Raw genomic sequence first — 26816 nt, 5'->3', positions numbered from 1 at the left:
TTGGAGAAGAATGAGAGATGAAAGGTTGATTTTTAGCCTTGAGTCCTAATCATGTAGCCCTAATTATTTAGTCTCGAGCCTTTCGATAAATCGCACACAGGCGACTGGGCTTAAAAATCTTTGCCTTAAACATAAAATTAGGCGGTACGTTGATAATGACATAACCATCAACCTTGTGGAATTTCTCAAATTCAGCAGGCATTCCTTTTGGTGTAGCAGCACTGTAAGGAACGGGCTGGAACAATAGTTCGGTGAACGCAACAACCGGATAGCTTGCTTGCTGAGCCACCTGTTGAAGAAAGGGGCCACTTTGCAGCAGCTCAAACAACGCCGCTTTTGCGTCAGGATCAAGGGTAAAACTGCTGTCGAACTGATCGATAATCTTAAGCGCCATTGTAAAAGGCAGATGATTGTAGAGGATGGTCAAGCTGAGTCGTTCAGATCCTACCGCCTTATGGGGACACTGTGGTTCAGGAAGACTTGAGGTATCAGACAGCCAAAAACGTCGATCGCCATAGCCACCCTGTTATCCTGAAAAAGGTGTTCTTTCCTATTTTTCGTGACTCAAAATCCTCGTCAGTTGGCTTTTTTAGTGCTGCGATCGGTGCAGCGAGGAGCCTTCGCCGACGTTGCCCTGGATAAAGTTTTGCATCAAGCAAAGCTGAGTAGTTTACTCGATCGTCGCCTGTTGACTGAGCTAGTGTACGGCAGCATTCGTCGCCAGCGCACCTTAGATGCCCTCATTAACCAACTTGCCAAAAAGCCTGTCCATCAGCAACCCGCCGATCTGCGTGCCATTCTGCATTTAGGGCTGTACCAACTGCGCTATCTCAACCAGGTGCCTGCCTCTGCTGCCGTTAATACTACGGTCGATCTGGCGAAGCAAAACGGGTTTACGGGATTAACAGGTTTTGTGAATGGGGTGCTGCGGCAGTATGTTCGCTTGAGGGAAAGGGGGCAAGGGGCAGGGGGCAGGGAGCAGGGGGCAGAAGGGATGACAGGAGAGGATCTTGCTCTGCATCCTGATCCTTTAGACTTAAGCCTTTATCCTTCTACTGTCGATCGTCTGAGCGTTTTGCACAGCTACCCCAACTGGATTGTGGAGGTGTGGCTAGAGCAGTTAGGAATTGAGGCAACAGAGCAACTGTGTCAATGGCTGAATCAACCGCCCCACATTGATCTCCGGGTAAATACGCTACGAGCCTCTCTAGAAACGCTTGAAGCGGCAATGCAGTCAGCAGGAATTGCAGTCAGTCGGGTGCCTCAGTTGCCACAGGCGTTGCGCCTTCCAAGTGCATCCGGGGCGATGCAGCAGTTACCAGGGTTTGCTGAAGGCTGGTGGATTGTACAGGACAGTAGCGCGCAACTGGTGGGCTATCTCGTAGATCCGCAGCCAGGAGATGTTGTGGTTGATGCCTGTGCTGCTCCGGGCGGCAAAACCATGCACCTGGCGGAGTTGATGCACGATCGAGGTACGGTTTGGGCGTGCGATCGCGCGGCATCGCGGCTCAGAAAACTCAAGCAAAATGCTGATCGACTGGGCGTGCGATCAATCCAGCTTTGCGAAGGCGATAGTCGCCAACTACCGCAATTTGTCGGACAGTGCGATCGAGTGTTGGTGGATGCGCCCTGTTCTGGGTTGGGCACCCTCCACCGCCATGCCGATGCTCGCTGGCGACAAACGCCCGAAACGGTACAGCAACTGACCCAACTGCAAACCGAGTTGCTAGAGCAAGCAGCCTCATGGGTAAAACCATCCGGCATTCTGGTTTACGCCACCTGCACGCTGCATCCGCTAGAAAATGAGGCGATCGTGCAGGGTTTTCTGGAGCGTCATCTTGAGTGGGCGATCGACCCACCAGCTACCACATCTCCCCCTGCCGCTTTCGTCACAACTGAGGGATGGGTCAAGGTGTGGTCACAGCAGCATGATATGGATGGCTTTTTTATGGCTCGCTTGAAGAAGCGTTAAGGGGTCATAGGTGGGGGTAGGGGGTAGGGTGTAGGGTGTAGGGAAAATAGCTAGTATTCTTCGACCAAACCTTACCACCTAACTTTTTTAGAAACCAATGGCATCAAACTCTGACACCAAAACCCTGCTTAAAATTCTGATTGGGGTTGCCTGGCTTGATGGACAAATTCAGCCAGAAGAGCGCACCTACCTAAACCGTATTGTGCAAGAAAAAGGACTGGAAAACGAACCGGAAATCCAGCCATTGATACACGAATTTCGCGCCGTCAAACCAGAAGAATGCTATGCGTGGGTCAACGATTACCTGGGCGATCACCCCACCTCAGAAGGATGCCAGCAACTGATTGAAGCCATCAGCGGACTCATCTACAGCGACGGCGTTGTTGACAGTGCTGAAGCAAAGATGCTTACTGATTTGCAACAGTTGAATCCTGCTAGCCCCTCCTCTGATACAGGCCACAGTCCCGTACTAAATGCCATCCGGAGCATGTACCAACGCTGGATCTCGACCCTAAATTCATAGACCCAAGTTTGAAGCCCTGTACCCACGCAGATTTATAGTGCTTCAAAGTGCGTTTTAGACAACACAGAGTTAGTCATCAGCTTGCAGTTTGAGCTGATAGCCGATGACTAATACAGCTGTAGACACTGACGGCTCAGCTTTTTCACTATAAGCCAGGGGTTTCTTCTTTCTTTACTTCAGGTACAGCATCGGGGCGCTCTTTGCCTTCCCAACCGGGGGGACGCTTCGAGTTGTACCAAGCGATCGAGCCGATCGAGACAGCCGCAATAAACCCAACCACATAAACAACTGTAAAAGAAACTGGAAACTGCATGCCAGTGCTAGCAGCATCCGCAACCATTAATATACTCATCGATTACACTCCATACGAATTCTAAATCCTACCGTTAAGCATATAGGCGTGAGTAAACCAAGACATCTTCCACAGGGTTTATTTTCACGATCGTGGTATCTCATCACCTTGATGGATATAAAGAAATCTTCAGAAAGAGCGATTCTCTGTAGGGATGCATGGCTCATTCGTACAGAGAATCGTACTGATTAAGAGGTCAATGGTCAACGGTCAGCAGTTAGCCTTCTACCTTCTGACAGCTTTTAATAACTATAGGACTTACGCAGAGCGCAGAGAGAGGGACACTCCAAGCGAATGAAAAATCGCTAAAGTCAAGGTATGAAAGACCCTGTGACTCGGCTAGATCACTGCCAATATTAGAGGATGTTTGGAAATACGGAGAAGGTCTAAAAAGGTTCAAGCCAACCTGCGTAGCATCAGCCGAATCATCGCAATATAGATGAACGCTCTGAGGACTCCGACAGCAGATTGATCGTGCGAGGTCTGCCAGTCGGGGCAGCAGGGGGCAACAGGGCTGGGAGTAACTCAAATTGTTCAAGCGTGAGTTCGCTTGTGTAGGCTAGAGTCATACCGATTTAAAGAATGACGGCTACAGATCAATCGGTGGGTAGGGGCAAGGCATTGCCTTGCCCCTATAGGATGTGTCGCATTTTCAATTCAAATTGGTATCATTGCTTCCTGGAGGGCTGTTGTTGTTATGATTCAGCCTAAGCCCCTAGGAGGCTTTCCTCTCTACAGGTGCCCTTTGCCACTTTCCAAACATCCTCTAAAGAATTGGTATTACAGGATCGTAGAAAGCTCATTAACGATCTGTACGCGTCCTTTCCGCAAGGAGTGTAGAAGACGATCGATGCAATGCAACTCCTCCTCATTGGTGGGTTCATGCAACAGCACTGCCAAAATGCCATAGCGATCGGCCAATGTAATTTGGCCAGAAACGCTAACTTGGGCAAACAGTTCAGAGATGGCGCAAGGCAGTGGACTGATAGCAACCATGACGACAATTAGAACTCGATGGTTTTAGTATCGAGCCTGCGGCCTAAAGTTCCAGTGACAGACAGACGTGCAACCTGTGATTCCTACTGCACTGGCTAGTGACCACTGAAGGGGCTTAGCGTGATGCGTGTCACATGACTGCAAGCTGCAGCGGTCGGAACTTCTGCTGTCAAGCAACCGTTTCGCCTCAGCCACTACTACCAGAAGACGGCAGCGATGGTTGAGACGACGATCGATCAGACCCAAAAATAGGAGTCGGATCAAGTCCTGTAATTTGCTGAAACTGGTCTGGTGCAATGGTGCTAGCGCGTTGTCGCGTCACAGAGTCGCTTCCTGTAAGTGCCTGTTCTTCCCATTGCTTGAGTAGCTCATACACTTTGGCTAGAAACTCACAGCCTCGTAGGAGCGGCACCTGAAGCCAGCCATCAACCAGTGTTTCAACGAGGGCAAGCTCAATGAGAGGGGACGGGTAATGAGCAAAAAGCAACTGTAAATCGTGCTCAAATACCTCTGTATCGTGACCATCTAGTTGGTAGCTGCTGACGATGTGTTTGACTCTCTGCCAGCTAAGTTGCGCTCCAAGTTCCATGAAGACCCTCGCCAATGCACTTTACTTGAGTGCGCTGACCACTCCTGATTGTAGCTCACCTCGATCGAGGCCGACCCTATGCCAACTAACCTGACGCGATTGCAGCCATCTTAACGGCTACTGTTATCGCTCCTTAGCGTTCATAGCCTGGAATCACATGATGCTGCACTTCTTCATAGGCGGCAAGTTGAAGCTTGAGGAATTGATTTTGCTCTTCGATCGCCTTCAGTTCTTCCAGCTTTTGCAAAATGGCGCGGGTAAAATTGCTTGCATCTGGTAATTGATCGGCAATCCAGGATGTTTCTATCTCGATTTCAATCATTTGCAATGCCCGTCGATATTCCCGCACTAGTCGTTGACTGTTGGTAATTTGCTGCTTCAAGATTGTCACTGCGCCAGTGGTTCTAAAAATGCGGGGGGCATAGAGTTGCTGATCGACATCGACCATTTTGCGCTTCAAGTCTTCTAGCCGATCGATAAGACCTTGATTCGATTTGCACTCATGATTGATCTCATCAATGCGATGCTCAATCTTTACTTTCTGCGTTAGAAGGCGTTGATCGCCCGTTAGTCGCCGACCTTCATGCCCTTGCGCATCCAGCGGTGGACTAGTTAATTGTGCGCTATTGGTTACTTTAAGATAGGCCAGCACTCCCAGAGCCGTCACGATCGACACGAGAAAGACATTGACCCCGCTTAGCATAAAAGAACCCACCAAAAGCCCAAGAACGATCGTGGTCAAGGACAGGAACCGTTGGGTGTTACTGGGTACGGGTTTCGGCAGGACGTAGCGTTTGCCAGTGGTGTGGTTGGTGACAGCAACGAGCTTTTTCATCAGGTAGCCCTGCATCGTGTAGAGCACAGACACCACGTCGCCATAGTGAACCGAGAGCGGGTCTGCCTTGCCAGGGATAGAAAACTGAAGTTGCTTCAAATTGCGATCGGGCGTTGTAATTTGCAGCGTGTAGTGTCGTTTATGGAAACTAGGTAGCTTATCGCTAAGAAACAGCAAGGGTTCGCTGATGGAGGAATGCTTAGACAGCTTGCCATGTACCACACCATAATGATGTCGGCAGGCCGCGCAGGTTACCTGCGGCACTGTGTTGTTGAGGTCAGCGATCGGTCGGGAGCAGCTAGGGCAATAAAGCGACAGTTTCATTGAGTCAAAATTCAGTGACAACTGGTTTCTAAGCGCTCCCAGATTTCCCTGAAACGCGCAAATTTAATAGCGGTAGCTCAAACTTTGAGGGCAAAGGTGCGGCAGGTGCACCAACGAGAGCAATCGATGGAGGTGCCTTGGAAAGAAGACGTATCTTCTTTTAACCAATAAAAATGGGTTGTAGAAGCGAATCCCTCTATTTTAGACTGCGATTTGATCGCTTAGAGGCTAGCGTAATGTCGTCTTAACGATCGAATCCCTCTAAAGAATAGCGTGACCGCTCAAAAAGCTGCTTCCTGCGACGGAGACGTAGAAATGTCCATTCCAATAAATTTTGATTACAGAAGTTAATGTGATCAGTGGAAAAACCCGGTCATGACGATCCACTGCGGCTTTTGGCTAAGTCTTGCCAGTTAGACTTGCAGCCGCGATCGCACAGAGACAATTGTAAAAACGACATTTCATAAAGTTGGAGCCTTTCATGCAGACTCAAATCCAAGAGAAGGACATGCCATTCCTTGAAAAGGTGATGAGAAATGGTGATTTACCTGAGCCTTATGACGCTAGAGACGTCACAGAAGTTGTTTTTCGCATTATGCGCGACTTGATGACAACCGAAGCGGCCGATCGCGTCGCTGACGAACTTCACGAAGACGCGCTGCCAACGGATGAGAAAGCGCTACAAATGGAAGTTACTGATCTCTGGCGCGATACCAATCCGCTGGTTGGCTTCCTAAGTCGGGTACGTCCACCGTGGCAAGGTCCTGGTATCTTCAAAATTGATTCTGATCGCTTTCTCTTCCGAGTTGCTAATGAGTCTGGAATGCCTCCAGAACGAGATCGAGAAGCTGTCGTCAAAGCTATTTTCGCTGCGACAAAAGATGAACTCTCTGAAGAACGCATTGAAGAAATTGCTCAATGGATGCCAGAGGGACGAGTCAGTGAACTATGGCATGAAGCTTAAGTAGACGTTTTGTTGCTATTGTTAAGGTGAGTTGCGGGGATAGACTTTATGTTCGTCTCTTGCAGATGCTTAACAGTGCTAGAAACGAATAAAGAAAGCTTTCTAGCAAATGCAAGTCGTTAGTTGACTACGTCCGTCTATAGAAAGCCTCGCTCAACTACGGTACAACTTCAATTTAAGCATTGAGGAGTCAGAAGTTAGTCAGTTAACCACTTCCAACTCCTGAGTTCTGTCTCCTAGATGCTTTCCAATTTTCCATCTTTCACCAGTTTAGGAAAATTTATAAAGTATAAAGTGATTATGACAAAAGCGCTACAAGTGAATAAGTCTGCTTTGGGTGATATTTTTTATGCTGGCTTATTGTTTTCGGTTGTGATTGCTTTCCCAATCATCGCTTTTTCATCCAGCGGTAAGGCAAGTGCACAAACGCGCCCTTCACCTCCCGTAATCAATCCACCTTTACCAAGTCAACAACAGCCTCCGATTGCAACGCTTAGACCTGCAAACGGTTTAGTTAGCGTTAAGTTAATCAATAAGACTGGAGCTGACATCGCCTATCAAGTGATCGGTGATACTCAGGTGCGAACGCTGACCGGACGATCGACCGCAACACTCCAAGCCCTAAAAACACCTGTTAATGTCACGTTCTATCGGCGCGATCGAGGGTTTTTGCTCGTGAGTCCGCAGGTGCCTACAACGGCTCCCAACACGATTGAACTCACGCTGACTGAAACTACTGATTTTGCCATTGATAAGACAGCACTTAGCATTGAGTCAGATGGCGAAGTGTATTTGAACTGATGCCAGAGTGTTTACTACGAATTGCGTGCGGGTGTTTTGGCTAGCGTCACAGCTTGGGTCACGGCATCATTCAGACTGTCAATCAACGAAATTTGAACCGTTTCTAAGCACGATCGCGCTGAGTCCCGATCGCGTCCAACTAACCGCACAACTAACTGAGGGAACCGAGTCGCATGAGAAATCAAGGCTTCAGGGCTGATTTCGCTGATGCTGCGTGGTTTGCGTACTCGGCTGAGTAGATATGTGGCAATAACGCCTGCGATATCATCACAGGGGATCAGGCCGCTCACTAAGTTGATGAGCAGCACGCGCACGTATTTTGTTTGCGCCATCTGTTCTAACCCGCGCTCCAGTTGTTCACGTAATCTTTCTGGAGTTGCATCCCACTGAGTCTCACCTCCGATCGTCAAGAAGGCGGCTGGTTTGCCTCCCGCTTGAGAGACTGCATCCATCGTTGCCATCGTCAATCCTGCACCGTTGCACAAAATGCCAATCTGACCGTCCAGTTCCATTGTCACAGGCTCTGTGCTCGGAGGCCCAGCGTAACTGTCTGTTCTGGCAATGAGAGTGGCTAACGCAGGATGTCGTGCAAGGGCATCATCATTTACGGTAATTTTGCCGTCTAGTGCCATGACTTCGCCGCTGGTCGTAACGCCTAGAGGATTAATCTCTACCAGATCTAAGTCGTGTTGGACAAAAAGTCGATACATCTTCTCTAGCATGGCGCTAACAGATTCGATCAACTCTCCCTGAAGCCCCATTTTGAGCGCTAAACGGCGGGCATAGAAGGGCGAAAACTCTTGATCGACCACCACATGCTGCATCCGTTCCAGCGCGGCTTGGACATCAATACCACCCTGCTGCGACCCCAGCAGCACAGGGCGACAAATCGATCGATTGAGAACAACTGCTAGATAAAATTCGCGTTCGGAATCGTACTTGGCTTCTGCCAACAGCGCTGTTGGATACTCACCCATAATTGGCAAGTTGAAAATCGTTTGCGCGGCGGCTACCGCATCGATCGTGTTTTCGACAAACCGCACGCCACCCACTCGCCCGCGTCCCCCAATATATACCTGCGACTTCAGCACGACCGGGTAAGGGATCGTCAGGCCCTTTAAGTCTTTAGGGCGATCGATGCGCTGAGAGGGCAGCACTGGAATGCCCATTTCGCGAAATAATTCCTTTGCCTGATACTCCAACAAATCCATACCGCTACTACCTTGTTTACCAATGCCCCATAGCCATCAAACTTGATTCTAACGATAGCCTTTTAGCTGGGTTTTCCTCTACCGTGCATTCGCGATTAGTTTACCAGTAATGCTGTCAAGCCTTGTCAGGACACTTTTGAGGGTGTGTATGAGAAGACCTTTGGCTAAGCCACGATCGCAAACGCAAGTGCTGCAAACTAGCTATCCATCTTGCGAGATACCGAACATCGCTCCGTTAGAAAGATGAGCATTTCGAACTCTCCTTCTAATGTGGAATGAGAGATAAGAAGAGGACTGTGTGATGAACAAAGACTCTATGCCGAACGATAACGCAGCGGACATCAACCAACCAATGACCCCTGAGGAAGTTGATCCCGCTCAGAAACAAGAGCAGAGAAAAGCGCTTGATCGCAACCCTGACATGACGGTCAATCCGGGCGATCGTATTGATGAATCCAAATCCTTGGAAGAGAAGGCTCAACAAGTGGCCGTTGACGCGCCTGACATCACAGGTGACCACATTGTTGTACCCACTTACTTTGTCGTTGACGAACCAGATGGCAGCCAGAAAGCGCTCCATCACGTCAAAGATGCAGAAGAAATTTCTGACGTTGTCCGTCAAGCTGGTTACGGTGGCTAGCCGCTGAGTTGCCTGGTTTGTCCAGAATAATCCTAGGGGCACAAGGCAGAAGCAAGACGAATGGGGCTTGTTTCTGCCCTTTAAATTTGTCGTTCGACCGCGACTCTTATCTTCCTCCGGCTACTGATTCACTTTGTTGATCTAATGGCTTGCTCAAAGACGACAGGAGTGGTGCTGTTCCAGCCTACGCAAGGCGTGCATAGCGATCGACCGTAGATACCCGACCAGAGATCGCTGTACGTATCCACAAATTGATTTTATGGAAAGCTGTCTGGATACAGATCTGCTCAAGGGATTGTGTTTATGATGAAGACACTGAGTACTGGTCGAAAAGCTGGATTGCCACGTTTCCTTCGCTGATTAATTAAGTGAAAGCAGGCGACGACACTTTAGTCATTCCAAAACGGTACGGTACAGAAAAGCCGCAAATATGCAAACGAGCCACGCACAGTCTGTAGTTAAGTCTTCCGCCTCCATTCCCACGCCCCCTTCTGCACAGGACGTTTGGTCGCGTACCGTTCGGCCCTTGGGAGCTTACGCCATTCAAGGACTTGCGGTTTTAGGCGAGTCTCTTGTGGCACTCGATTCGATACGGGGCTATGTGCTAAGGATTGACCCTGCTACTGACAATGCAACGATCGTTAATTCCTGTCAGGTAGAGGATTTTATTGGTGCGACTGGGTTAGCGGTCTGGCAGTCGAGTCTTTGGTTTGCGCGCGAAGAAAATGTTTACGTTTGCAGCGTTGATGACTTTTTGCCGCAGCTTTTTGTCACCATGCCTTACGAGGTTGATGGCATTGCTGTCTGGGAATCAACGGTCTATATTGCCAGTCAAAAAGAAGGGTATATCTCGATTTTTGAGCGTCAGTCACGACGGTTAATTACTCGCTTGCCTATGCCCGGTGTGGGTGTTGCTAACCTGGCAGTTCGCGGTGAAGAGCTTTGGGTGTGCGATCGCCTAGAGCAAACCGTGTACTGCCTCGATCGAGCGACGGGTGAACAGCAGTTTTGCGTGTTAACGCCTTTTGAATTTCCGACTGGGCTGACGTTTTACCCCTCTCCAGACGAGGGACGGGATATTCTTTATGTCTCCTACGCAGGTGAAGAACCCTATATTCGAGATAACCCAAACAATCTAGAAGAGCCGCTAGAACTCACGTTCCGCGATCGTACCTTCATCCACCCGCTCTACATTCAGCACAATGCCAAAGACCGCTACACCTTGTCTAACGGCTATTTGATTGAGATGTCTTATGCAGAGGAGCTACTACCGTTAGAAGAAGTCGAGATCCACAACCTGGAATGGCGGATTGCCTTACCGACTGAAACGCATCGCCAAAAAATTCTGCGCGTTGATGCGATCGGCCTTCCCTTTACCGAAGAACTACAAGATGGGCAGCGGGTTGCTGTCTTCCACTTCAATAAGCTCAAAGCGCAAGAACGGCAGGTCTTTGGCTGGAAAGCACTGCTGGAGGTGCGTGGCATTAAGTATGCCTTGACGCCAGATGATGTGGAGACATTACCTGCCATGCCCGCCGATTTTCATGACCGTTATCTTGTGGATGATGACGAGCTGGCAATGGATATACCCGTAATTCAGCAAGCCGCTAAGGCCGCGATCGGCACCGAAACTAATCTGTTGCGAAAGATCTTAAAGATTCGCAATTACGTGTACGATCGCCTTTCCTACAGCCTCACGCCTCATATTGATACGCCTGATGTCGTGTGGGAGAGAGGCGTTGGTTCCTGTGGCGAATATGTGGGTGTGTTGCTAGCGCTAGCACGGTTAAATGGCATCGCCTGTCGTACTGTTGGTCGTTACAAGTGCCCTGCCAAAGCCGAACAGCATAACGTTCCGCTAGAGCCGGACTATAACCACGTTTGGATTGAGTTTTACGTTCCTGGCTATGGCTGGCTGCCGATGGAATCAAACCCTGATGATGTGGTTGAGCGGGGGCCATATCCAACCCGATTTTTTATGGGGTTGCCCTGGTATCACGCCGAAATTGGCAAGGGCATTCCATTTGAAACCATGACGACCCAGAATGATGGAGTAGATGTGTCGATCGGCGAGTTGGCGATTAATCACGTCCGCTTCACGATTCTCGGCGAATTGCCTCCTCCGGACGCAACTGGTCTGTAAATTTAGCACATCAGAAGTTTTGTAATGTCGGTTGAAAGAGTGCTGAGGATTGAGTAGCGCTTAAGCATATTGCATCATTTCTGTTTCAACACACAAATGGTTTGTTTAGTTCATACACGCTTGTGTGAAAGCAGCAACACGCGATAGATCGTAAAGCCAGTCATCAACGTTAGCAGTAGCAAAGAAAACATCGTTACACCCAGAGTTCTGCATTTAAGATTCCCTGGCTACTTGTCAGCATTCTCAGCCAAACTGCCGATCTTTCTAAGCATTGGTCAATCGTTTGCTTGCTTTGACTCTAAATCTGGACTGAAAACAGTCCTGCTGGTACTACGGCTTTGGTCATTCAAACCCCTTGGGCGTAAGGGCTGTAAGCATGTAAGCCTTGAAACACCTATGCCGAGCTATGTAGCACCGATGAACCCTAAGTATTAGCTTGTCAAGAGTCTATAAACTTGAGGACTTCTGGCTTGTTGCCCTCAGTAGAATTGCTGATAATCCGTTAAGAAAGACACGCTTCAATGACTTTAGCAATGTTGATTTGAGATCCCATTCAAAGCCTGCATTGGTACGGGTTGCATCTCCTAAGTACTTCACTCTCTATTGACTACAAGAGCAATCCATGAAACCGTCTCTCCGTAAATCCACCCCTAATCCACCTGAAGGTTTTACCTTAATTGAACTGCTGGTTGTAATTGTGATTGTTGGCGTTCTATCGGCGATCGCACTCCCCTCGTTCTTGAATCAGGCTAACAAAGCGAAAGAAACCGAATCAAAGCAGTACATTGGTTCGCTGAACCGCGCTCATCAGGCGTACTTTCTTGAGCAAAATACATTCACAAACGATTTCTCGCTATTGGGTTTGGGCATCAAAACTCAAACGACAAACTATACCTACGCCATTCAAGACAACACCAGCACGGCTGCGACCAATGTTTCTTATCCCCAGAACACGCTTTCGCTGCGGGCGCATGTAGGTGGGGTGAGTGTGGGCAGTACGACTGGTGTAGTGGGTGGTGAATTGACGACGCTGGCGGTACTCTGTCAATCTCAGAAACCCCAAGCGGGTGATGCCTCTGGCGTTACGTTTGCGCCAGAAGCTGGCCCATCATGTACTGGCTCCTTTGAAAATTTGGGTAATTAATGATGCACGGTCTTTTTGAGACGAATGGCATGAATGCTGCTTGATAAGAAGGTGGAGTTGGCGTTTTGTCAGTAGATTTAAGCATCGCTTGTATCCGTAGAAGCCGCAATACTACCACCGATCGCAGAGAGTGACGTTAGACTGAAGCATCTGCCCAACGGCGCAGGCTAGAAACGCTGTTGGATCACGCCGCGCGATCGACAGGTCGTGGTGGTTGTCATTCTTCTGCAAACTCAAGAACAACGTATGGGTGTATCTACCGCTCTTAAGAACTACATCAACGGTGCATGGTCTACGTCAACGGCTACGACGTATCTAGACGTGCTGAATCCAGCGACGACCGAGACATTGGCAACGGTGCCCTTATCGCCAGCCAATGAAGTGGACGAAGCGGTACAGGCGGCAGCAGCAGCATTTGTTTCCTGGCGACGCACACCCGCAACAGAGCGCATCCAATATCTTTTCAAGCTCAAGGGTTTATTAGAAGATCATCTTGATGCCCTGGCACAGACGATTACGCAGGAATGCGGCAAGACGTTCGCCGAGTCGAAGGGTGAATTGCGACGGGCGATCGAAAACGTCGAGGTTGCCTGTGGCATTCCCGTCCTCATGCAGGGCTACAACTCTGAAGATATCGCAAAGGGCATTGACGAAAGCATGATTCGTCAGCCGCTTGGCGTCACAGCGGTGATTGCGCCGTTCAACTTTCCGGGGATGATTCCGTTTTGGTTTATGCCCTACGCGATCGCCTGTGGCAATACCACCATTCTCAAACCGTCTGAGCGTGTGCCCCTCACCCTGCAAGCGGTGATGCATCTGCTGGAACAAACAGGGCTGCCTAGAGGAGTGGTGAATCTGGTGAATGGTGATAAAGCGATCGTGGATGCCATTCTCGATCATCCATTGATTCGGGCCATCAGTTTCGTCGGCTCTACGCCTGTTGCTAAATATGTTTACAGTCGTGCGGCGGCAAACGGTAAGCGTGCCCAATGCCAAGGCGGAGCAAAAAATCCGGTTGTGATTCTGCCGGATGCTGATATGACGATGACAACTCGCATTATGGCGGATAGTGCGTTTGGGTGTGCGGGGCAGCGTTGTCTAGCCGCTTCGATCGCGCTCACCATTGGCGATGCCCGTCAACCCTTTACCGATGCGATCGCCGATGTGGCTCAAACGCGTACCGTAGGCTATGGTCTGGACGACGGTGTGCAAATGGGGCCAGTGATCACCCCTCAAAGCCAGACCCGCATTGAAGGCTTGATTCAAAAAGGGATTGATGAAGGGGCATCGATTCTGGTGGATGGTCGTCAGCCCAAAATTGCTGGTTATGAAGCTGGCTACTTTGTACGACCCACTGTTTTACAAGATGTCAATCCACTGGGCGACGTTGCCCGCACTGAAATTTTTGGCCCTGTGCTGAGTTTGATGCATGTTGATACATTGGATGAGGCGATCGCGCTGATCAACCAGGGGCAATATGGCAACATGGCCTGCTTGTTTACTACTAATGGTGGGGCAGCGCGTAAGTTTCGCTACGAGGTGGATGCTGGGAATATTGGTATCAATATTGGTGTGGCGGCTCCGATGGCCTTTTTCCCCTTCAGCGGTTGGAAAGACAGCTTCTTTGGCGATTTACACGGGCAAGGGCATCAGGCGGTTGAGTTTTTTACGCAAACGAAGGTTGTGGTAGAACGTTGGCAGGATTGGACACGGAAGTTTTAGCCGCGATCGCACAAAGACAGCGGTTCTCGATCGACTAAGCCGCAGTCTGATTGAGAATGGATGCAGGGTCTAGGGCTTCGACGTGAGTGCTCAGCCGAACGGTACCGGGTGTGGTGCATCCAAACGAAAACGGCTGTGAGATCGCACAAATAAGATGAGGGGGTTCTCATCGCCCATCAACGCACCCGGTTAAAAAAGAGCAGGAACAGCGATCGCCATTCCTGCCCTAGCTTCACACGTGTTCAAATATCCGATCGCTTAGTGCATCAGCCACTACTTCAGCGAAATCAAGCGCTGCTTAACAGTGGGCGAAATCAGAACGCGATCGATCGCATGCACAACGCCGTTAGAAGCCTCAATATCGGGTTGAATCACAGTGGCATTGTTCACAACGACTTTGCCTGCGCTGACCTTCACCGCAAGACCACCACCCAGCGTTTTGACCAAGCCCGTCTTAAGGTCGCTTGAAGGCAACTCAGTGGGGGCGACATGGTAAGCCAGAACTTGTCTCAAAAGCGCTTTGTTTTCTGGCTTCAGCAGTTTTTCAAGTGTGCCTGCTGGAAGGGCCGCGAAGGCTTCATCGGTGGGAGCAAACACGGTGAAAGCTCCATTGCTCTCGCTCAAGGTTTGCTCTAACCCGGCTGCCTGCACGGCTTTAGCCAGAGTTTTGAACGAGCCTGTGCTAGCTCCTTTTTGAAGCAGCTCAGAAAGAGTCAGATTGCTAGTTGAGGCACCTGGTGTGCTGGTAGCAGGCGGTTGAGTGGGATCAATAGGTTGGGTTGTGCCTGCGGGAGCTTGAATGGTGCTACCAGGCTGAACTTCGACAGGAGCCTGAGTGGGCGACGTTTGCACGCTGCCTGCGGGAGACTGCTCTGGACTGGGTGACATTTGAGCGATCGCGGGGACGCTAACCACTCCTAGCCCAGCAACACTTACGAGTATGGAAAAGGATTGGAACAGGGTCGGGCGATGAACGTTTCGCATGTTTAGCACTCCTTAACAGTGTTAACAAACATGAACAAAATTTACTGTAACGATGTTGTGTTAAGAACTGCTCTACCATTTGGTAGATTTGAAAAAACGCTACAGGTTGCACGGATTACGACTCAAAAGACTCTTTTTGAGGAGCTTTATGCTCAATCCGTCGCTCATACCATGTCATGAGAGGGGTGGAACTGATGCCATGCAGCACCACCGAAAGCACAACGGTTATAAAGGTGATCCAGGCAATGAGTTCTCCTGTTTGCCCTCGTAGTCCGTGCCCAAACGCGTAGGTTAAATAGTAAAGAGAACCCACTCCACGGATGCCAAACCAGCCAAAGAGCCAGCGCGTTGCAGGGTGAATGGGTGCGCCGATCGTGCTGATCCAGGTGCCTAAGGGACGAATCACAAAAAGCAGTAGCCCTGCAATCAAGAGAGCCGGAGCGGCAAACTGAACGATCGGCTCCAGCCGTAGCATCGAACCTAGAATGAGAATCGCGCCCACCTCGGTTAACTTTTCGAGACGCGAAATAAAGCGCAACTGAGAGTTGGACTTATCTGGGCTAGCAACCCGTCGCTGCATCACCATCCCAGCAACGAAGACGGCTGCAAAGCCATAGCCATGAATTAACTCTGTCAGCGAGTAAGTCACCAGAATCGTGGCAAGCGCAACAAAGTCTTCGATTAACTCATCCGCTGGTCGGTAGCGTTGCAGGGAGCGATCGATCCATCCAATGCAGCGTGCCACTCCAATACCCATCCCAATACCAGCCACGATCGCCCAAAGGACATTGACAGCGGCCCATTGTGCAAACCAGTTTTGCCACTGATCGTCCTCAAGCCACCGCAACCCAAAGTAGACGAATGGAAATGCAAGAGCGTCGTTTAAGCCACCCTCAGACGTGAGACCAAACCGCAATTCATCTCGATCGCAGAGACCTTCTAGCTGCACCTCTGATGCCAATACCGGATCGGTTGGTGCCAGAATTGCGCCCAGTAGAACGGCAGCCCCCCAGTTGAGCTGCAACAGCCAGTGTGCGATCGCCGCCACCGCAAAAATAGAAAGGGGCATCAGAAAGCCAATGAGTCGAATGGTCGAGTTCCACGCCCACGCTTTAAGGGGGCGGTTCATCTTCAAGCCGCAGCCAAAAAGCGAGACTAAAACGACAAACTCCGTCATGCGCTCTAGAAATTTCGCATCGGGACGGAGTTGAATTAAGTTAAAGCCATAAGGACTGAGTGTGATACCAACAACCAGGTAAATGAGCGCATAGGAAATGGGCAAGCGAGCAATCCATCCCGACCCTAGCGTAACTAGCAGCAGCAGCAAGCCAATGACCAGTAGGTCAAGAATGTAGATATCCACACAAGTGTTGCGAAACGGTCATCTCAACTTTAGAGATTGGATGGGCAACCGTAATGCAACCTGTGGTGGATCTTGTTGACTAGTAGAAGCTTTCAATTAAACTGACACTCTCTAAAAGCGATCAGCGGTCAGCGGTTAGCGGTCAGCCATCAGCTTTCAGCCCATCTAGCCTGTTCAGCTTACTTTACTCCTCATCCTTCTGCCTTCTGCCTTCTACCTTTTGCCTCTTAAAGTTTTGAGGCGTACAAAGCTGCACCAATTAACCCGACTTTGGGATTAAGTACCACGTGAACAGGAACGGTTTCTAGCAGAGGCAGCATGCGTCCTTTGTCGATCAGAGAGCTAAGGAAGCTACTGTCTTGAATGAGTGGCAGAATTTTGGGCGCAATGCCACCAGCCACGTACAACCCGCCATAGGGAAGCAGTTTGAGTGCCAGGTTACCAGCTTCGGCACCATACGCATCCACAAACAGATGCATCGATTGTTCCGCAAGGCGATCGCGCTTTTCTAAAGCGGCCTGTGAGATGGCGGCGGCTGGATCAACGCTCTTTTCACGCCCCGTTTCGCGTTCCCAGGTACGCACAACTTGTTTGATATCGGGTGATTCTTCCGCCAACTGTCGATCGCGCAAAAACTGATAGATGGCTACGATTCCTTGTCCAGACACGACGCGCTCGGCTGAAATACGCTGAATATTATGCTTATCGATCAAGTAGCGTGACAGTTGAAATTCAATTTCGGTACGGGGTGCAAAATCAGAATGCCCACCTTCTGTGGGGTACACCCTGTGATCGCCACCTTGAGGAATTAAAAAGCCCTGACCGAGACCTGTTCCAGCACCAATCACAGCGATGGGCGCATCGGTTTGAAGTTTCCCAACTTGGAGCGTCAGCAGGTCTACTGGCTTCAAGCCAAGCACACCATAGCCAACCGCTGCAAAGTCGTTAATTAGAGATACCTGCGCAATGTCTAGCTGCTGGCTCAAGCGAGTGCCGCTGAGCGACCAGGATAAGTTGGTGAGCTTTGATGTATTGTTGACAATCGGCCCCGCGATCGCAAAGCATGCTTTTTCGGGTGAAACTGCATAACCAAGCCCCTGCTCTGCCTCCGCCAAGAACTGTCGCACCATCGGCACCAAATCTATAAAATTGGCGCTCACGTAACGATTTTCGTGCAGCGTTGTGAAGTTCGTTTCTGGATTCGGTTTACTGCTTTCAGCGTCTACAAGGCGAAGGGCTGTTTTTGTGCCGCCAATATCGCCAGCTAATAATAATGTCATACCTTCCCTACTCCACGCGTTGATCCGGCTTCGTTGCAGCCCATTACCGCCAAATGCTCATCTAACATTATGGAATGGTAGCCAGTCCTCGGCGCGTTGCTTGAGACACGATCAATTAAAGCGTGATCACAACAGCAGGCAACTGAGCAGTCGGACGGCAGTCACATCATAGCTGTATGTTTAAGCCTTACCCCACCACCCATCAACCAACTAAAGTCGGATTTATGTCTCAATCGAGCTTGATTGTCCTTGGCCCACATATGGGACTTGCAATGTTTCCTAGCCGCTTTACTGCTTATCGCTTCCTTAATATGACGGTTCGTATCGCGATCGCCCTGATGATTCTCGGCGTACCCGTGCTGTCTGCTTGTGCTAGCGACAACAGTGACATCCCGTCCACTCCTAGTGCTGCCTCGCTGCTACAGCCAAAGACCGCTTATGAATGGGTTAAACGAGGTTTGGAGCTAGCGAAAGCGAACGATTTGGACGGCGCGATCGCGTCATTCAATCAAGCGATCGCGTTGAAGCTTGATTATGCCGATGCCTACTATAACCGGGGCACGGCCTATGCCAAAACAGGCAACGTACGGGCCGCACTTGCCGATTATAGCCAGGTCATTTTGCTAAAACCTAATAACGCGGCGGCTCGCTACAGCCGTGGTTCACTCCGCACCGCTACGGGCAATAAGGAAGGGGCGATCGCAGACTTTCAGCAAGCCGCTACGCTGTTTAAGCAGCAGTTGAACCTGCCCTGGCAACAAAAAGCGCTGGATAACGTAAAGCAACTTCAGCAACTGTAATCGCCAAGTTTCATCGGATGTGAGGTTTATTTGAGGAGTCTTGGGAGTAAAACTATCATCAAAGCTTTCCTTGCTTAGGAACTTGGGGGGAAATAGACTCCCCGCCATTCTAGAGGATAGAACGTGCGGCTTGGTCTGCGGCTGCCCTCAATCTCTAGCACTGGAATCGTGAGCATCATGCTAGACAACACCATCAAGCTGACCCTCAAAAATGCAGCGAAGAAGCTGACTGGTCACCGTAAGCGAGACTTTATGGCAAAAGACACCGAAGATTCCTTCGATGGCTCAGCCCGCAAAGCAGAGACAATTTTAGGCTGGTGTCGTCCTAGCGTCCAGTGAGGCTTGCATGAACGGCGCAGTGGGCTTGTCTGTGTGGAGAACTATCGAGCCAGGGGACGGCGCAAAAGTGCAGAGCTTTTGCCTCACTTAGAAGCGGATATTTGTTCCTTGGTGGAGGCTCAAGCCCAGGCAGACCCAAAGTTTCAATCGACCTTTCTGTATGCCTGGATTAGCGCCAGAGCCGTCTGCGAGGCGTGCGTGCGACGGGCTACGACGAGAGCGCTTGGCCGACTCGTCAAACTATCGGTGAAAGGCTCAATCGCATGGGGTATCGCCTCAAAAATACACAAGACCAAGCCCGTAAAAAAGATGCCGCCAACCGATTGTCCTTTTCGCCCATGTCTTCCGAGCAAATCGCGCAGCCGATGACAAGCCGAACGCGTTGCGATTGTCCATTGCTACTAAAGCGAAGGTCAAAAGGAGGAAGCTAGCGCGCAGCGGGAACGCCCGTAGCTTGGAGGCCAAACAGGCAGAGGACTACGATCCTGAGTGGCAAGCCGGCTGGGTGCCTTTTGGCCTTCTCAACACGCACAATGATCAACTCTCGCTTGACTTGGGTCAGTCAGCAGAGACCAGTGATTTTATGGTCGATTGTCTAACTGCTGGGTGGCGTGAGCATCCCCTCGATTCCCCGCAGCTTGACGAGTGGGTCGTTGACCGCGATAGTGGCCGTGCGACCCGCCGTCACCACCGTCAAACGCTTCGAGCTTGCCCGCTTCCACGACCACATCACAGAGTGGGAACAGCAGGAGTATATGGAGATTTATTAGAGGATGGGGGTTAGGGGATAGGGAGTGGGGAGAGTTTTGAGTTACTTCTGACTCCTGACTTCTGACTCCTGACTCCTTCTAACAACCAAAAAACAATCACTAAAAACGCTCCTGCTTCCTCCGCTGCCCTTGCTCCCCCAGCCTTCATTTACTGGGACTGCCGTTATCCCAAGCCTCGATCGCAAACTCCTCTGCCTTAATGCACTGCTCAACTTGCTCTTTGTCTTGAGTAGCAATAAACAGCAGAATGCCGCCGCTGTTGCCATCGCCTCGGTTAAGTGACTGGGCGATCGCGTCTGCGGGTTGGAGGTGGTAGCCTTGCCAGCCAAAACTGGGATAGGTGTCGCACGTCAAAATGAGCGATCGCTCGTAGCCTTCCACTATGCCTGCTAGCGCCAGAAAATGTCCCACGTTCCAATCGGCGGCTGGAGAGGTGATGGGTTCACCGTTAAGGTAGGCGATCGCGTCACTAACTGGCAGGCTTGCACTCCAGCGGCGATCGGTGCGGAGATTGCAAAGCGGGATGGCCTTCCAAGTGGGATGGCGGCAGAGATCAAGCACCACTTCGACTCGCGCGGCTGACCACTCAGCTTGAATAGCTACCAACGTATACGCCCCTCCAATAGCGTTGAGACTGCCGCCATTAAACCCTGTGCAAGACGTACCCGCATCACTCAAACCAGCGGCTACAGGAAGCGCCACGCTGTAATCTTGTCGTGAACTGGCGGTTCTGGGAAGCCACGTTTTTGGGTCACCCGTTGGCAAAACGGAGCCTGCACATTGGGCGACCGCTTCTGGAGTAAGCTGATGAAAGCCACGCGATCGCAACAGCAGGGCAATCCAGTACGGCCCGCAAAGATTATCGTGCTGTTGACCCGCCAACCGATGCACGTCAGCAAGCTGCACCATCCCTGGCAAAAGCCTTACCAAGAAATCACCCTGTTCCACGACTGTCCTCCTCCTTTCCCATCCGTTATACGCTTCACCCACTAGCCTCGATCGCGCTTTCTACCCGTAAACAACCGACCAATGCAAGGTGTTCACACAATGACCCTACTCCCTACTCCCCACTCCCCACTCCCCATCGCCTCCCCCACCGACCTCAATGCCTTCTGGATGCCCTTCACGGCCAACCGTCAGTTCAAAGCCAAACCGCGATTGATGGCCTCTGCTAAAGGCGTTTATTACAAAACGGTGGATGGTCGAGAGGTCCTCGACGGTACGGCTGGGCTGTGGTGCGTCAACGCAGGACACGGGCGTGAGCAAATTGCCGCCGCTGTGCAGAAGCAAGTGATGGAGCTTGACTTTGCGCCGACTTTTCAAATGGGGCATCCAGGGCCATTTTCGCTGGCCGATCGCCTTGCCAAAATGCTCCCTGGCGACCTCAACCATATCTTCTTTACCAACTCTGGCTCTGAGTCGGTGGATACAGCCCTCAAAATTGCCCTGGCATACCATCGCGTGCGGGGAGAAGGGGCACGTACTCGGCTCATTGGGCGTGAACGCGGCTATCACGGCGTTGGGTTTGGGGGCATCTCTGTGGGTGGCATTGCGCCCAACCGCAAGTTTTTCGGCAGTTTGATTCCAGGGGTCGATCACCTGCCGCATACTCACAATCTCGAACACAACGCCTTCTCAAAGGGACAGCCGGAGTGGGGCGCACATCTGGCAGACGAGTTGGAGCGCATTGTAACGCTGCACGATGCTTCGACGATCGCTGCTGTCATTGTGGAACCGATGGCAGGCTCAACTGGAGTCCTCATACCGCCGAAAGGCTATCTAGAACGACTACGCGCCATTTGCGATAAATACGGCATTCTGCTGATTTTTGATGAAGTCATTACGGGCTTCGGGCGGTTGGGTTCAAGTTTTGCAGTGGACTACTTTGGCGTGATGCCTGATTTAGTCACGGTAGCCAAAGGCATTACGAACGGCACCGTGCCAATGGGGGCAGTGTTTGCACGGCAAGGTATTTATGACGCCTTCATGCATGGCCCCGACAATGCGATCGAACTCTTCCACGGCTACACCTACTCTGGTCATCCCGTCGCCTGTGCTGCTGCCGAAGCTACGCTAGATATCTATGAGGCAGAAGGATTGTTTGAACGAGCGCATAGCCTCGCAAGCTACTGGGAAGATGCCGTCCATTCTCTCAACGGCTTGCCGCATGTCATTGACATTCGCAACCTGGGCCTGGTTGCCGGGATTGAACTTGCCTCCTCTGGGCAGCCTGGTGCTCGTGGATACGAATGCCTGGTGAACTGTTTTGAACAAGGACTTTTGGTGCGTACCGCTGGCGATGTCATTGCGCTGTCGCCCTCACTAATTATTGAAACCAGCCAGATTGATCAACTGATAGAGCGTTTAGGGCATGTCCTTAAAACACTATCCTGAGCAGGTATTGGTTGAACCAACCGGCTTACGGCCAGTCTGCAAAGACTCAGCATAATGCCGGAGAAACTTCAGCTTTGTGCCAGAGGAACCAATCTTCAGGCAGGACTATACTCAATCTGCTACCGCCCGTAGTGCGATGCCGTTCACAGCAGATCAATCTTCTATAGCCATCCTCTTTGAGTTGTGAAAGTCATCTTGTGACCAGCGATCGGCTTCATTAAAAGCTGACGGCTGATAGTGAATGGCTTTAGATCGGGTCTTGCTGATAACTGACTTCAGGGGTGCTATCTGATTACTGACAAAGCTCTGGAAATCTCGATGCTTGCGTCGGTTGGGTAAAGCCGTTCTGGCGTGCCAGGAAAGCGATAGCGAAACCCAATAGAAACCAGGCTGGTATTGAGTCTCACGCTGTACTGTTACGCAAAAGCAAGCTACAACTCAGCCTGCAAATTTCGAGGGTTGAGGAGCTTGTTTGCCGCACGCCTCTACAAAAGGCGATCGCAATGTCTCAGACGTCCTCTCAGATTCCACAACTTTGAAAAGTTTACTCTTCTTAAAAAATAAGCGAAGTAATACGCATATTACGTTGACATTCTACTAGCATCAAGTCATACTCGCCAAGTTAGTAGTGTACTGAGCAACCCTTATGTGGCTACTTTTACTCCTATATTTCTTCCTCTATTACTCATTAGCTGCTGTCTGAAACTCGGTCAAAGTATGTTAACGCCTCTGATTCGGTTTTCAGATCTCATTATTAATATGAACTGTATTTTACAGTCAAATATTAGTACATATGCAGCAAATAATGAAGAGGTAGGGGTTTCCATTAGCAACATCTGCCCTATGCTTCCTGAAAGCTCGATCGACGGCGAGACAGAGCTTAAAGCTGAAGTCTATGGCAATATAAAACGATTAGAATTTGAGAGAGACTCAGCACTGACAGTACGGGAGTGCTTTGTTAACTCAGGGCAAGGTTGACGTTTTGTTTGAGTAACTTTTTCCTACTTCTGCTTATTTAAACCTCAGAATACGTCGAAGTGATTAGAGTGATCAGCATCTATTCTAATCAAGTGCTTTACTTGAATTCTAAACGTGGTGTACCCTTTGATTGAACTGAATCTTTAGCAGCAATAGAGTTATGTCTATGAAGATCCTATAAAGATCGTCTTACAGAATTGCTGATTATTTCTGGGACGTTGTAAATTCTAAAGTATGGGTCTGTAATACGCGTCTTTCATCCTACTTGGTTAGGTTTAATCCCGTCCCAAGGATTTAAAATTTTTAGGCTCGACTAAGTCGGCATCACCAGGGCTATCTACCTTTCGTATCAAGTTTCGGGCCTGTTCTGTGATGTTGTTTCGGATGCTAGTTGCATGAGCTTTTTTAATTTGAACACGAATTTTGAAAAACGATCGCTTAGCGGCTTTAACTCAGGTAAAGCTGAGCCGTTACCCTATGAAGCGGTACCGTCGTTTGATTTCAGTGCTCACCTTGAGACGTTGGCGCTTTTTCTAGCACAAGCCTGGAAAGATGATCATCCCCATGCTGTGGCCGACTTCGAGGAAGATGTGAACCAGTGCATTTTGGCTGTCACTACAGAGTTGGCGATCGCGGCCAAGGCTGTTGGTGGCCCTGTGGGCCTAGAAATTTTGACTGGTGGCGGTTCTGCGGCTGCTCGCGCTGTGTGTAAGCGGGTGCTTAGCTGTAGTGACTAAAGTAATTTGCCAAGAAGTCTGGCAATCAGGTTTGACCCTACAGAGCTGCTGACCAGATTTGATCAGCAGGTTGGCATCTGCTGAAGTGCTACGCAAACGCACTTCACGCTTAATTTTTGCTGCTAAGGATTGGGGAAATCATGGGTATTCACCAGGCTTGGCATGGCTTTTCTCTGCAAACGTGTTGGAACGCACGTCGCTCAACCATCTAATGATTTAAGGTCTCGCTTTTATGACGAATCAATTGGCAAATCAAGTTCAACCACTGCTTGCAAACGATGAGCATGATCAAGCTGAGGTGTCTGAGCGATCGCGGTCTGGGTTAAGTTTGACCGCAAGTGGGCCAGCGCCTCGGCAGCAATCATTGGTGCCACGCTGGTTTAGCGACCAATCACTACGGCGCAAATATCTTCTTGGCTGGATTACATCTGGAGTGTTGTCGGTGACGGCCGTTGCAGGTGCCACCGTCTGGTTTACAGCATCGGTTAACCAGATACAGGTTAATCAGTCTGGTCTGAAGCCATCGCTGACTGAACAACAACGAGGCACCTTAAAGCAACTGGCTTTGCAGCAACAGCTTTTGACGATCGCCTTCCTTGTAGCAACGCAGGCAGGCGTGATGCTTCTGTTGTATCGGGCGATCGCAAAGCCCATCAAGCAGCTACAGCAAGATACCCAGATGTTTGCGCTGGGCGCTCGTGAGATTCGTGCTGATAGCGCCACAATGGATGAAATCGGCAAAATTGCTCAGGTGTTTAACCAGTTAGCCGATAGTGCTGTTAAGGCTGAGTCCCTGCTGGCTAACCAAACCCTTCAGCGCGATGGCCGGGTGCAACGAACACACGTCATCGGGCAAATTGCAAGTTCGCGTGCACGCACCGAGCAAGACTTAGAAACCGTTTTTGAGCAGGCAGTGCAGGGAGCTAAAGCGGCTTTGAATGTCGATCGCGTGGTGATTTATCGCTTTTATGCTAACTGGAGCGGCTATATCTCTACTGAAGCGGTAGCACCTGGCTTACCGATCGCGCTAGCAGACACCATTGAAGATGCCTGCATCAGTGAAAACCTGATTGAAGCCTATCGACAAGGGCGAGTTGTCGCCACTAACGATGTCTTTAACGCTGGGTTTCATCCAGAACATTTGAAGTTAATGGCAAAACTGGGCATTAAAGCCAACCTGGTTACACCCATTCTGAAAGATGATCAGCTATATGGCTTACTCATTGCACATCACTGCGAAGCTCCTCATGTATGGGACGCGAGTGAGATTGACTTCCTGAAAGAACTCGCCATCCAGGTGGGGTTATCGCTCGATCGAGTGACCTTCCTGGAACAGAAGGACGCTGAAACCGAACGAGCACAACAGCTCTATCACATTAGCTCTCGCATGCGGAGCGCGCTTACCCTGCAAGAAATTTATAACGTGACGGTGCGCGGCGTGCGAGAAACGCTCAAAACCGATCGCGCGATCGTCTATCTCTTTGATAACCAGTGGCAGGGCATGATTGCGGCTGAGGCCGTGGGACATCAGTATCCCAGTGCGTTGGGCACCGTCATTGCTGACCCCTGTTTTGCAGAAAACTATGTCGAAAAATACAAGCAGGGTCGCGTGCAGGCGTTGGAAGACATCTACAAAGCTGGTCTTACAGAATGCCATTTAGCACAATTAGAACCCTTTAAGGTCAGAGCTAATCTGGTGGCTCCCATTTTGGCAAGCGGCACTTTGCATGGGTTGCTGGTCGTTCATCAATGTTCGCGCACGCGTGCCTGGCAGGCTCCAGAAATTACGTTCTTTCGAGAGGTCGCGGCTCAAATCGGTTTGGCGATCGATCGAAATGAAGTGTTGCAGCAGCTTGAACGATCAAGCCAGCAAGCGGAACAGTTAGGCGAAGAGCAACGCCAGCAGCGAGAAGCGTTGCAGCAGCAATTGGTGGGCTTGCTCTCTCAGGTAGAAGGTGCCGCCTCTGGCAACTTGACCGTGCGAGCCGATGTCACCGCAGGTGAGATTGGGACGGTAGCAGATTTCTTCAATGCCATTGTGGAAAGCTTGCGCCAAATTGTAGTGCAGGTGAAGCGATCGGCAACTCAGGTCAACACCGCGCTCGGTGAAAACGAAACGACCGTTCAACAACTCGTGGCTGAAGCGCTGCGGCAATCAGAAGACATTACCCAAACGCTTAGCTCTGTGGATCAAATGACGACTTCAATTCAGGCGGTCGCAGAGAGCGCGCACCAGGCAGCCACCGTTACCAATACGGCATCGGTTACCGCAGAGGCAAGTCAAGCGGCGATCGACGTTACGGTTCAGAGCATCTTTACCCTCCGCGAAACCATGTCTGAAACCGCCCACAAGATGAAGCGGTTGGGCGAATCATCGCAGTCTATCTCGAAAGTAATCTCACTGATCAATCAAATCGCGCTGAAAACAAATATGTTGGCACTGAACGCCAGTATTGAAGCGGCACGAGCGGGCGAAGGCGGGTTAGGGTTTGCTGTGGTTGCCGAAGAAGTGGGAGAATTGGCAACACAATCATCCGCCGCAACTCAAGAAATCGAGCAACTTGTGGACGACATCCAGCGCGAAACGCGCCAGGTGCTTGAGGCGATGGAGCAAAGCACTGTGCAAATGGTAGAAGGCACGCAACTCGTTGAAGATGCCAGGCAAAATCTTGGGCAACTGCGCCAACTTTCTCAGGAGACTGATCAGTTAGTGCAATCCATTTCGGAGGCAACTATTTCTCAAACTCAGATTTCCCAGGCAGTCGCCCAACTCATGCAGCAGCTTGCCCAACGATCGCAGCAGACGGCCCATACGTCTCGGCAGGTAACAGAGTCGCTGCACGCAACGGTGAACGTTTCTCAGGCATTGCAACGATCGGTGAGCACCTTCAAGGTTGAAACCTGACTGCCTGACAAAACTTTTCTAATTGAGGGTAGAACCAGGTTTACAAACAA

Annotated in this window: 25 protein-coding genes; 14 read left to right on the top strand and 11 right to left on the bottom strand. The window is 50.4% G+C overall.

The genetic code is table 11. The features are described from left to right. Positions 1-67: 67 nt before the first annotated feature. Positions 68-394 carry a hypothetical protein gene (locus tag AC5JLP_RS03370; protein WP_496066490.1) on the bottom strand — a complete coding sequence of 109 codons (327 nt, stop codon included), beginning with the start codon at positions 392-394 and terminating at the stop codon, positions 68-70. A 165-nt stretch (positions 395-559) separates the two neighbouring features. Here AC5JLP_RS03370 and AC5JLP_RS03365 point away from each other — a divergent pair, with 165 nt between their 5' ends. Together AC5JLP_RS03365 and AC5JLP_RS03360 are read left to right on the top strand one after the other, a co-directional pair. Beyond that, positions 560-1972 (top strand): 16S rRNA (cytosine(967)-C(5))-methyltransferase, encoded by a 1413-nt coding sequence (locus AC5JLP_RS03365; protein WP_496066489.1) that lies wholly within the window; start codon positions 560-562, stop codon positions 1970-1972. Positions 1973-2069: 97 nt separating this feature from the next. Next, positions 2070-2495 carry a tellurite resistance TerB family protein gene (locus AC5JLP_RS03360; protein ID WP_496066488.1) on the top strand — a complete coding sequence of 142 codons (426 nt, stop codon included), beginning with the start codon at positions 2070-2072 and terminating at the stop codon, positions 2493-2495. Between the two features lie 145 nt (positions 2496-2640). Here the strand turns inward: AC5JLP_RS03360 and psb35 are convergent, their stop codons facing one another. From psb35 to AC5JLP_RS03340, 4 genes are all read right to left on the bottom strand, one after another. Next, positions 2641-2847, bottom strand: coding sequence for a photosystem II assembly protein Psb35 (gene psb35 / locus AC5JLP_RS03355; protein ID WP_496066487.1), 207 nt, complete (start codon positions 2845-2847; stop codon positions 2641-2643). Between the two features lie 780 nt (positions 2848-3627). Beyond that, positions 3628-3843, bottom strand: coding sequence for a hypothetical protein (locus AC5JLP_RS03350; RefSeq protein ID WP_496066486.1), 216 nt, complete (start codon positions 3841-3843; stop codon positions 3628-3630). Between the two features lie 187 nt (positions 3844-4030). Then, entirely contained in the window at positions 4031-4432 is a 402-nt protein-coding gene (locus AC5JLP_RS03345) for a hypothetical protein (RefSeq protein ID WP_496066485.1), read from the bottom strand. Positions 4433-4565: 133 nt separating this feature from the next. Continuing rightward, entirely contained in the window at positions 4566-5591 is a 1026-nt protein-coding gene (locus AC5JLP_RS03340) for a hypothetical protein (RefSeq protein ID WP_496066484.1), read from the bottom strand. Positions 5592-6072: 481 nt separating this feature from the next. Between AC5JLP_RS03340 and AC5JLP_RS03335 the strand changes: the two genes are divergently transcribed. Continuing rightward, on the top strand, positions 6073-6555 hold the full coding sequence (locus AC5JLP_RS03335; protein ID WP_496066483.1) for a DUF2267 domain-containing protein: 483 nt from the start codon (positions 6073-6075) through the stop codon (positions 6553-6555). 300 nt (positions 6556-6855) lie between these two features. Next, positions 6856-7356, top strand: a complete 501-nt coding sequence (locus AC5JLP_RS03330) for a hypothetical protein (RefSeq protein WP_496066482.1) — start codon at positions 6856-6858, stop codon at positions 7354-7356. 14 nt (positions 7357-7370) lie between these two features. Here the strand turns inward: AC5JLP_RS03330 and AC5JLP_RS03325 are convergent, their stop codons facing one another. After that, positions 7371-8567, bottom strand: a complete 1197-nt coding sequence (locus AC5JLP_RS03325; protein ID WP_496066481.1) for an ATP-grasp domain-containing protein — start codon at positions 8565-8567, stop codon at positions 7371-7373. 301 nt (positions 8568-8868) lie between these two features. Between AC5JLP_RS03325 and AC5JLP_RS03320 the strand changes: the two genes are divergently transcribed. The 3 genes from AC5JLP_RS03320 to AC5JLP_RS03310 all read left to right on the top strand — a co-directional run bounded on the left by AC5JLP_RS03320 (position 8869) and on the right by AC5JLP_RS03310 (position 12494). Continuing rightward, on the top strand, positions 8869-9207 hold the full coding sequence (locus tag AC5JLP_RS03320) for a hypothetical protein (protein WP_496066480.1): 339 nt from the start codon (positions 8869-8871) through the stop codon (positions 9205-9207). Positions 9208-9637: 430 nt separating this feature from the next. Beyond that, the gene (locus AC5JLP_RS03315) at positions 9638-11350 is read left to right on the top strand and encodes a transglutaminase domain-containing protein (RefSeq protein WP_496066479.1); all 1713 of its coding nucleotides are present in this window, start codon (positions 9638-9640) and stop codon (positions 11348-11350) included. Between the two features lie 622 nt (positions 11351-11972). Continuing rightward, positions 11973-12494: a type IV pilin-like G/H family protein gene (locus tag AC5JLP_RS03310; protein ID WP_496066478.1), complete on the top strand. Its 522-nt coding sequence runs from the start codon at positions 11973-11975 to the stop codon at positions 12492-12494. A gap of 111 nt (positions 12495-12605) precedes the next feature. Here AC5JLP_RS03310 and AC5JLP_RS03305 read toward each other — a convergent pair whose 3' ends face one another. Continuing rightward, positions 12606-12731, bottom strand: coding sequence for a hypothetical protein (locus AC5JLP_RS03305; protein WP_496066477.1), 126 nt, complete (start codon positions 12729-12731; stop codon positions 12606-12608). 9 nt (positions 12732-12740) lie between these two features. Between AC5JLP_RS03305 and AC5JLP_RS03300 the strand changes: the two genes are divergently transcribed. Further along, positions 12741-14216 (top strand): CoA-acylating methylmalonate-semialdehyde dehydrogenase, encoded by a 1476-nt coding sequence (locus AC5JLP_RS03300; RefSeq protein WP_496066476.1) that lies wholly within the window; start codon positions 12741-12743, stop codon positions 14214-14216. Between the two features lie 273 nt (positions 14217-14489). Here AC5JLP_RS03300 and AC5JLP_RS03295 read toward each other — a convergent pair whose 3' ends face one another. The 3 genes from AC5JLP_RS03295 to AC5JLP_RS03285 form a co-directional block, all read right to left on the bottom strand. Beyond that, positions 14490-15200: a fasciclin domain-containing protein gene (locus AC5JLP_RS03295; RefSeq protein ID WP_496066475.1), complete on the bottom strand. Its 711-nt coding sequence runs from the start codon at positions 15198-15200 to the stop codon at positions 14490-14492. Positions 15201-15315: 115 nt separating this feature from the next. Continuing rightward, a complete protein-coding gene (locus tag AC5JLP_RS03290) occupies positions 15316-16563 on the bottom strand; it encodes a cation:proton antiporter (protein WP_496066474.1) in 1248 nt (415 codons plus the stop codon). A gap of 227 nt (positions 16564-16790) precedes the next feature. Further along, a complete protein-coding gene (locus AC5JLP_RS03285; protein ID WP_496066473.1) occupies positions 16791-17843 on the bottom strand; it encodes a glucokinase in 1053 nt (350 codons plus the stop codon). A 176-nt stretch (positions 17844-18019) separates the two neighbouring features. Here AC5JLP_RS03285 and AC5JLP_RS03280 point away from each other — a divergent pair, with 176 nt between their 5' ends. The 3 genes from AC5JLP_RS03280 (at position 18020) to AC5JLP_RS03270 (ending at position 19766) form a co-directional block, all read left to right on the top strand. Further along, positions 18020-18643, top strand: a complete 624-nt coding sequence (locus AC5JLP_RS03280; RefSeq protein ID WP_496066472.1) for a tetratricopeptide repeat protein — start codon at positions 18020-18022, stop codon at positions 18641-18643. Positions 18644-18766: 123 nt separating this feature from the next. Then, positions 18767-18982 carry a hypothetical protein gene (locus AC5JLP_RS03275; RefSeq protein WP_496066471.1) on the top strand — a complete coding sequence of 72 codons (216 nt, stop codon included), beginning with the start codon at positions 18767-18769 and terminating at the stop codon, positions 18980-18982. A 382-nt stretch (positions 18983-19364) separates the two neighbouring features. Continuing rightward, entirely contained in the window at positions 19365-19766 is a 402-nt protein-coding gene (locus AC5JLP_RS03270; RefSeq protein ID WP_496066470.1) for an ISAzo13-like element transposase-related protein, read from the top strand. 130 nt (positions 19767-19896) lie between these two features. Here the strand turns inward: AC5JLP_RS03270 and AC5JLP_RS03265 are convergent, their stop codons facing one another. Further along, positions 19897-20700, bottom strand: a complete 804-nt coding sequence (locus tag AC5JLP_RS03265; protein ID WP_496066469.1) for a DUF6885 family protein — start codon at positions 20698-20700, stop codon at positions 19897-19899. Positions 20701-20799: 99 nt separating this feature from the next. On the opposite strand from AC5JLP_RS03265, the gene aptA reads away from it, so the two are divergent. From aptA to AC5JLP_RS03250, 3 genes are all read left to right on the top strand, one after another. Then, positions 20800-22146: an omega-aminotransferase AptA gene (gene aptA / locus AC5JLP_RS03260; protein WP_496066468.1), complete on the top strand. Its 1347-nt coding sequence runs from the start codon at positions 20800-20802 to the stop codon at positions 22144-22146. Between the two features lie 1373 nt (positions 22147-23519). Then, entirely contained in the window at positions 23520-23861 is a 342-nt protein-coding gene (locus AC5JLP_RS03255) for a hypothetical protein (protein WP_496066467.1), read from the top strand. Between the two features lie 232 nt (positions 23862-24093). Next, a complete protein-coding gene (locus AC5JLP_RS03250; RefSeq protein ID WP_496066466.1) occupies positions 24094-26766 on the top strand; it encodes a GAF domain-containing protein in 2673 nt (890 codons plus the stop codon). Positions 26767-26816: the final 50 nt, after the last annotated feature.

This window comes from Stenomitos rutilans (assembly GCF_059505485.1).
Note: the sequence above shows the minus strand (reverse complement) of the source record. Positions and strands in the feature narration are given on the sequence as shown.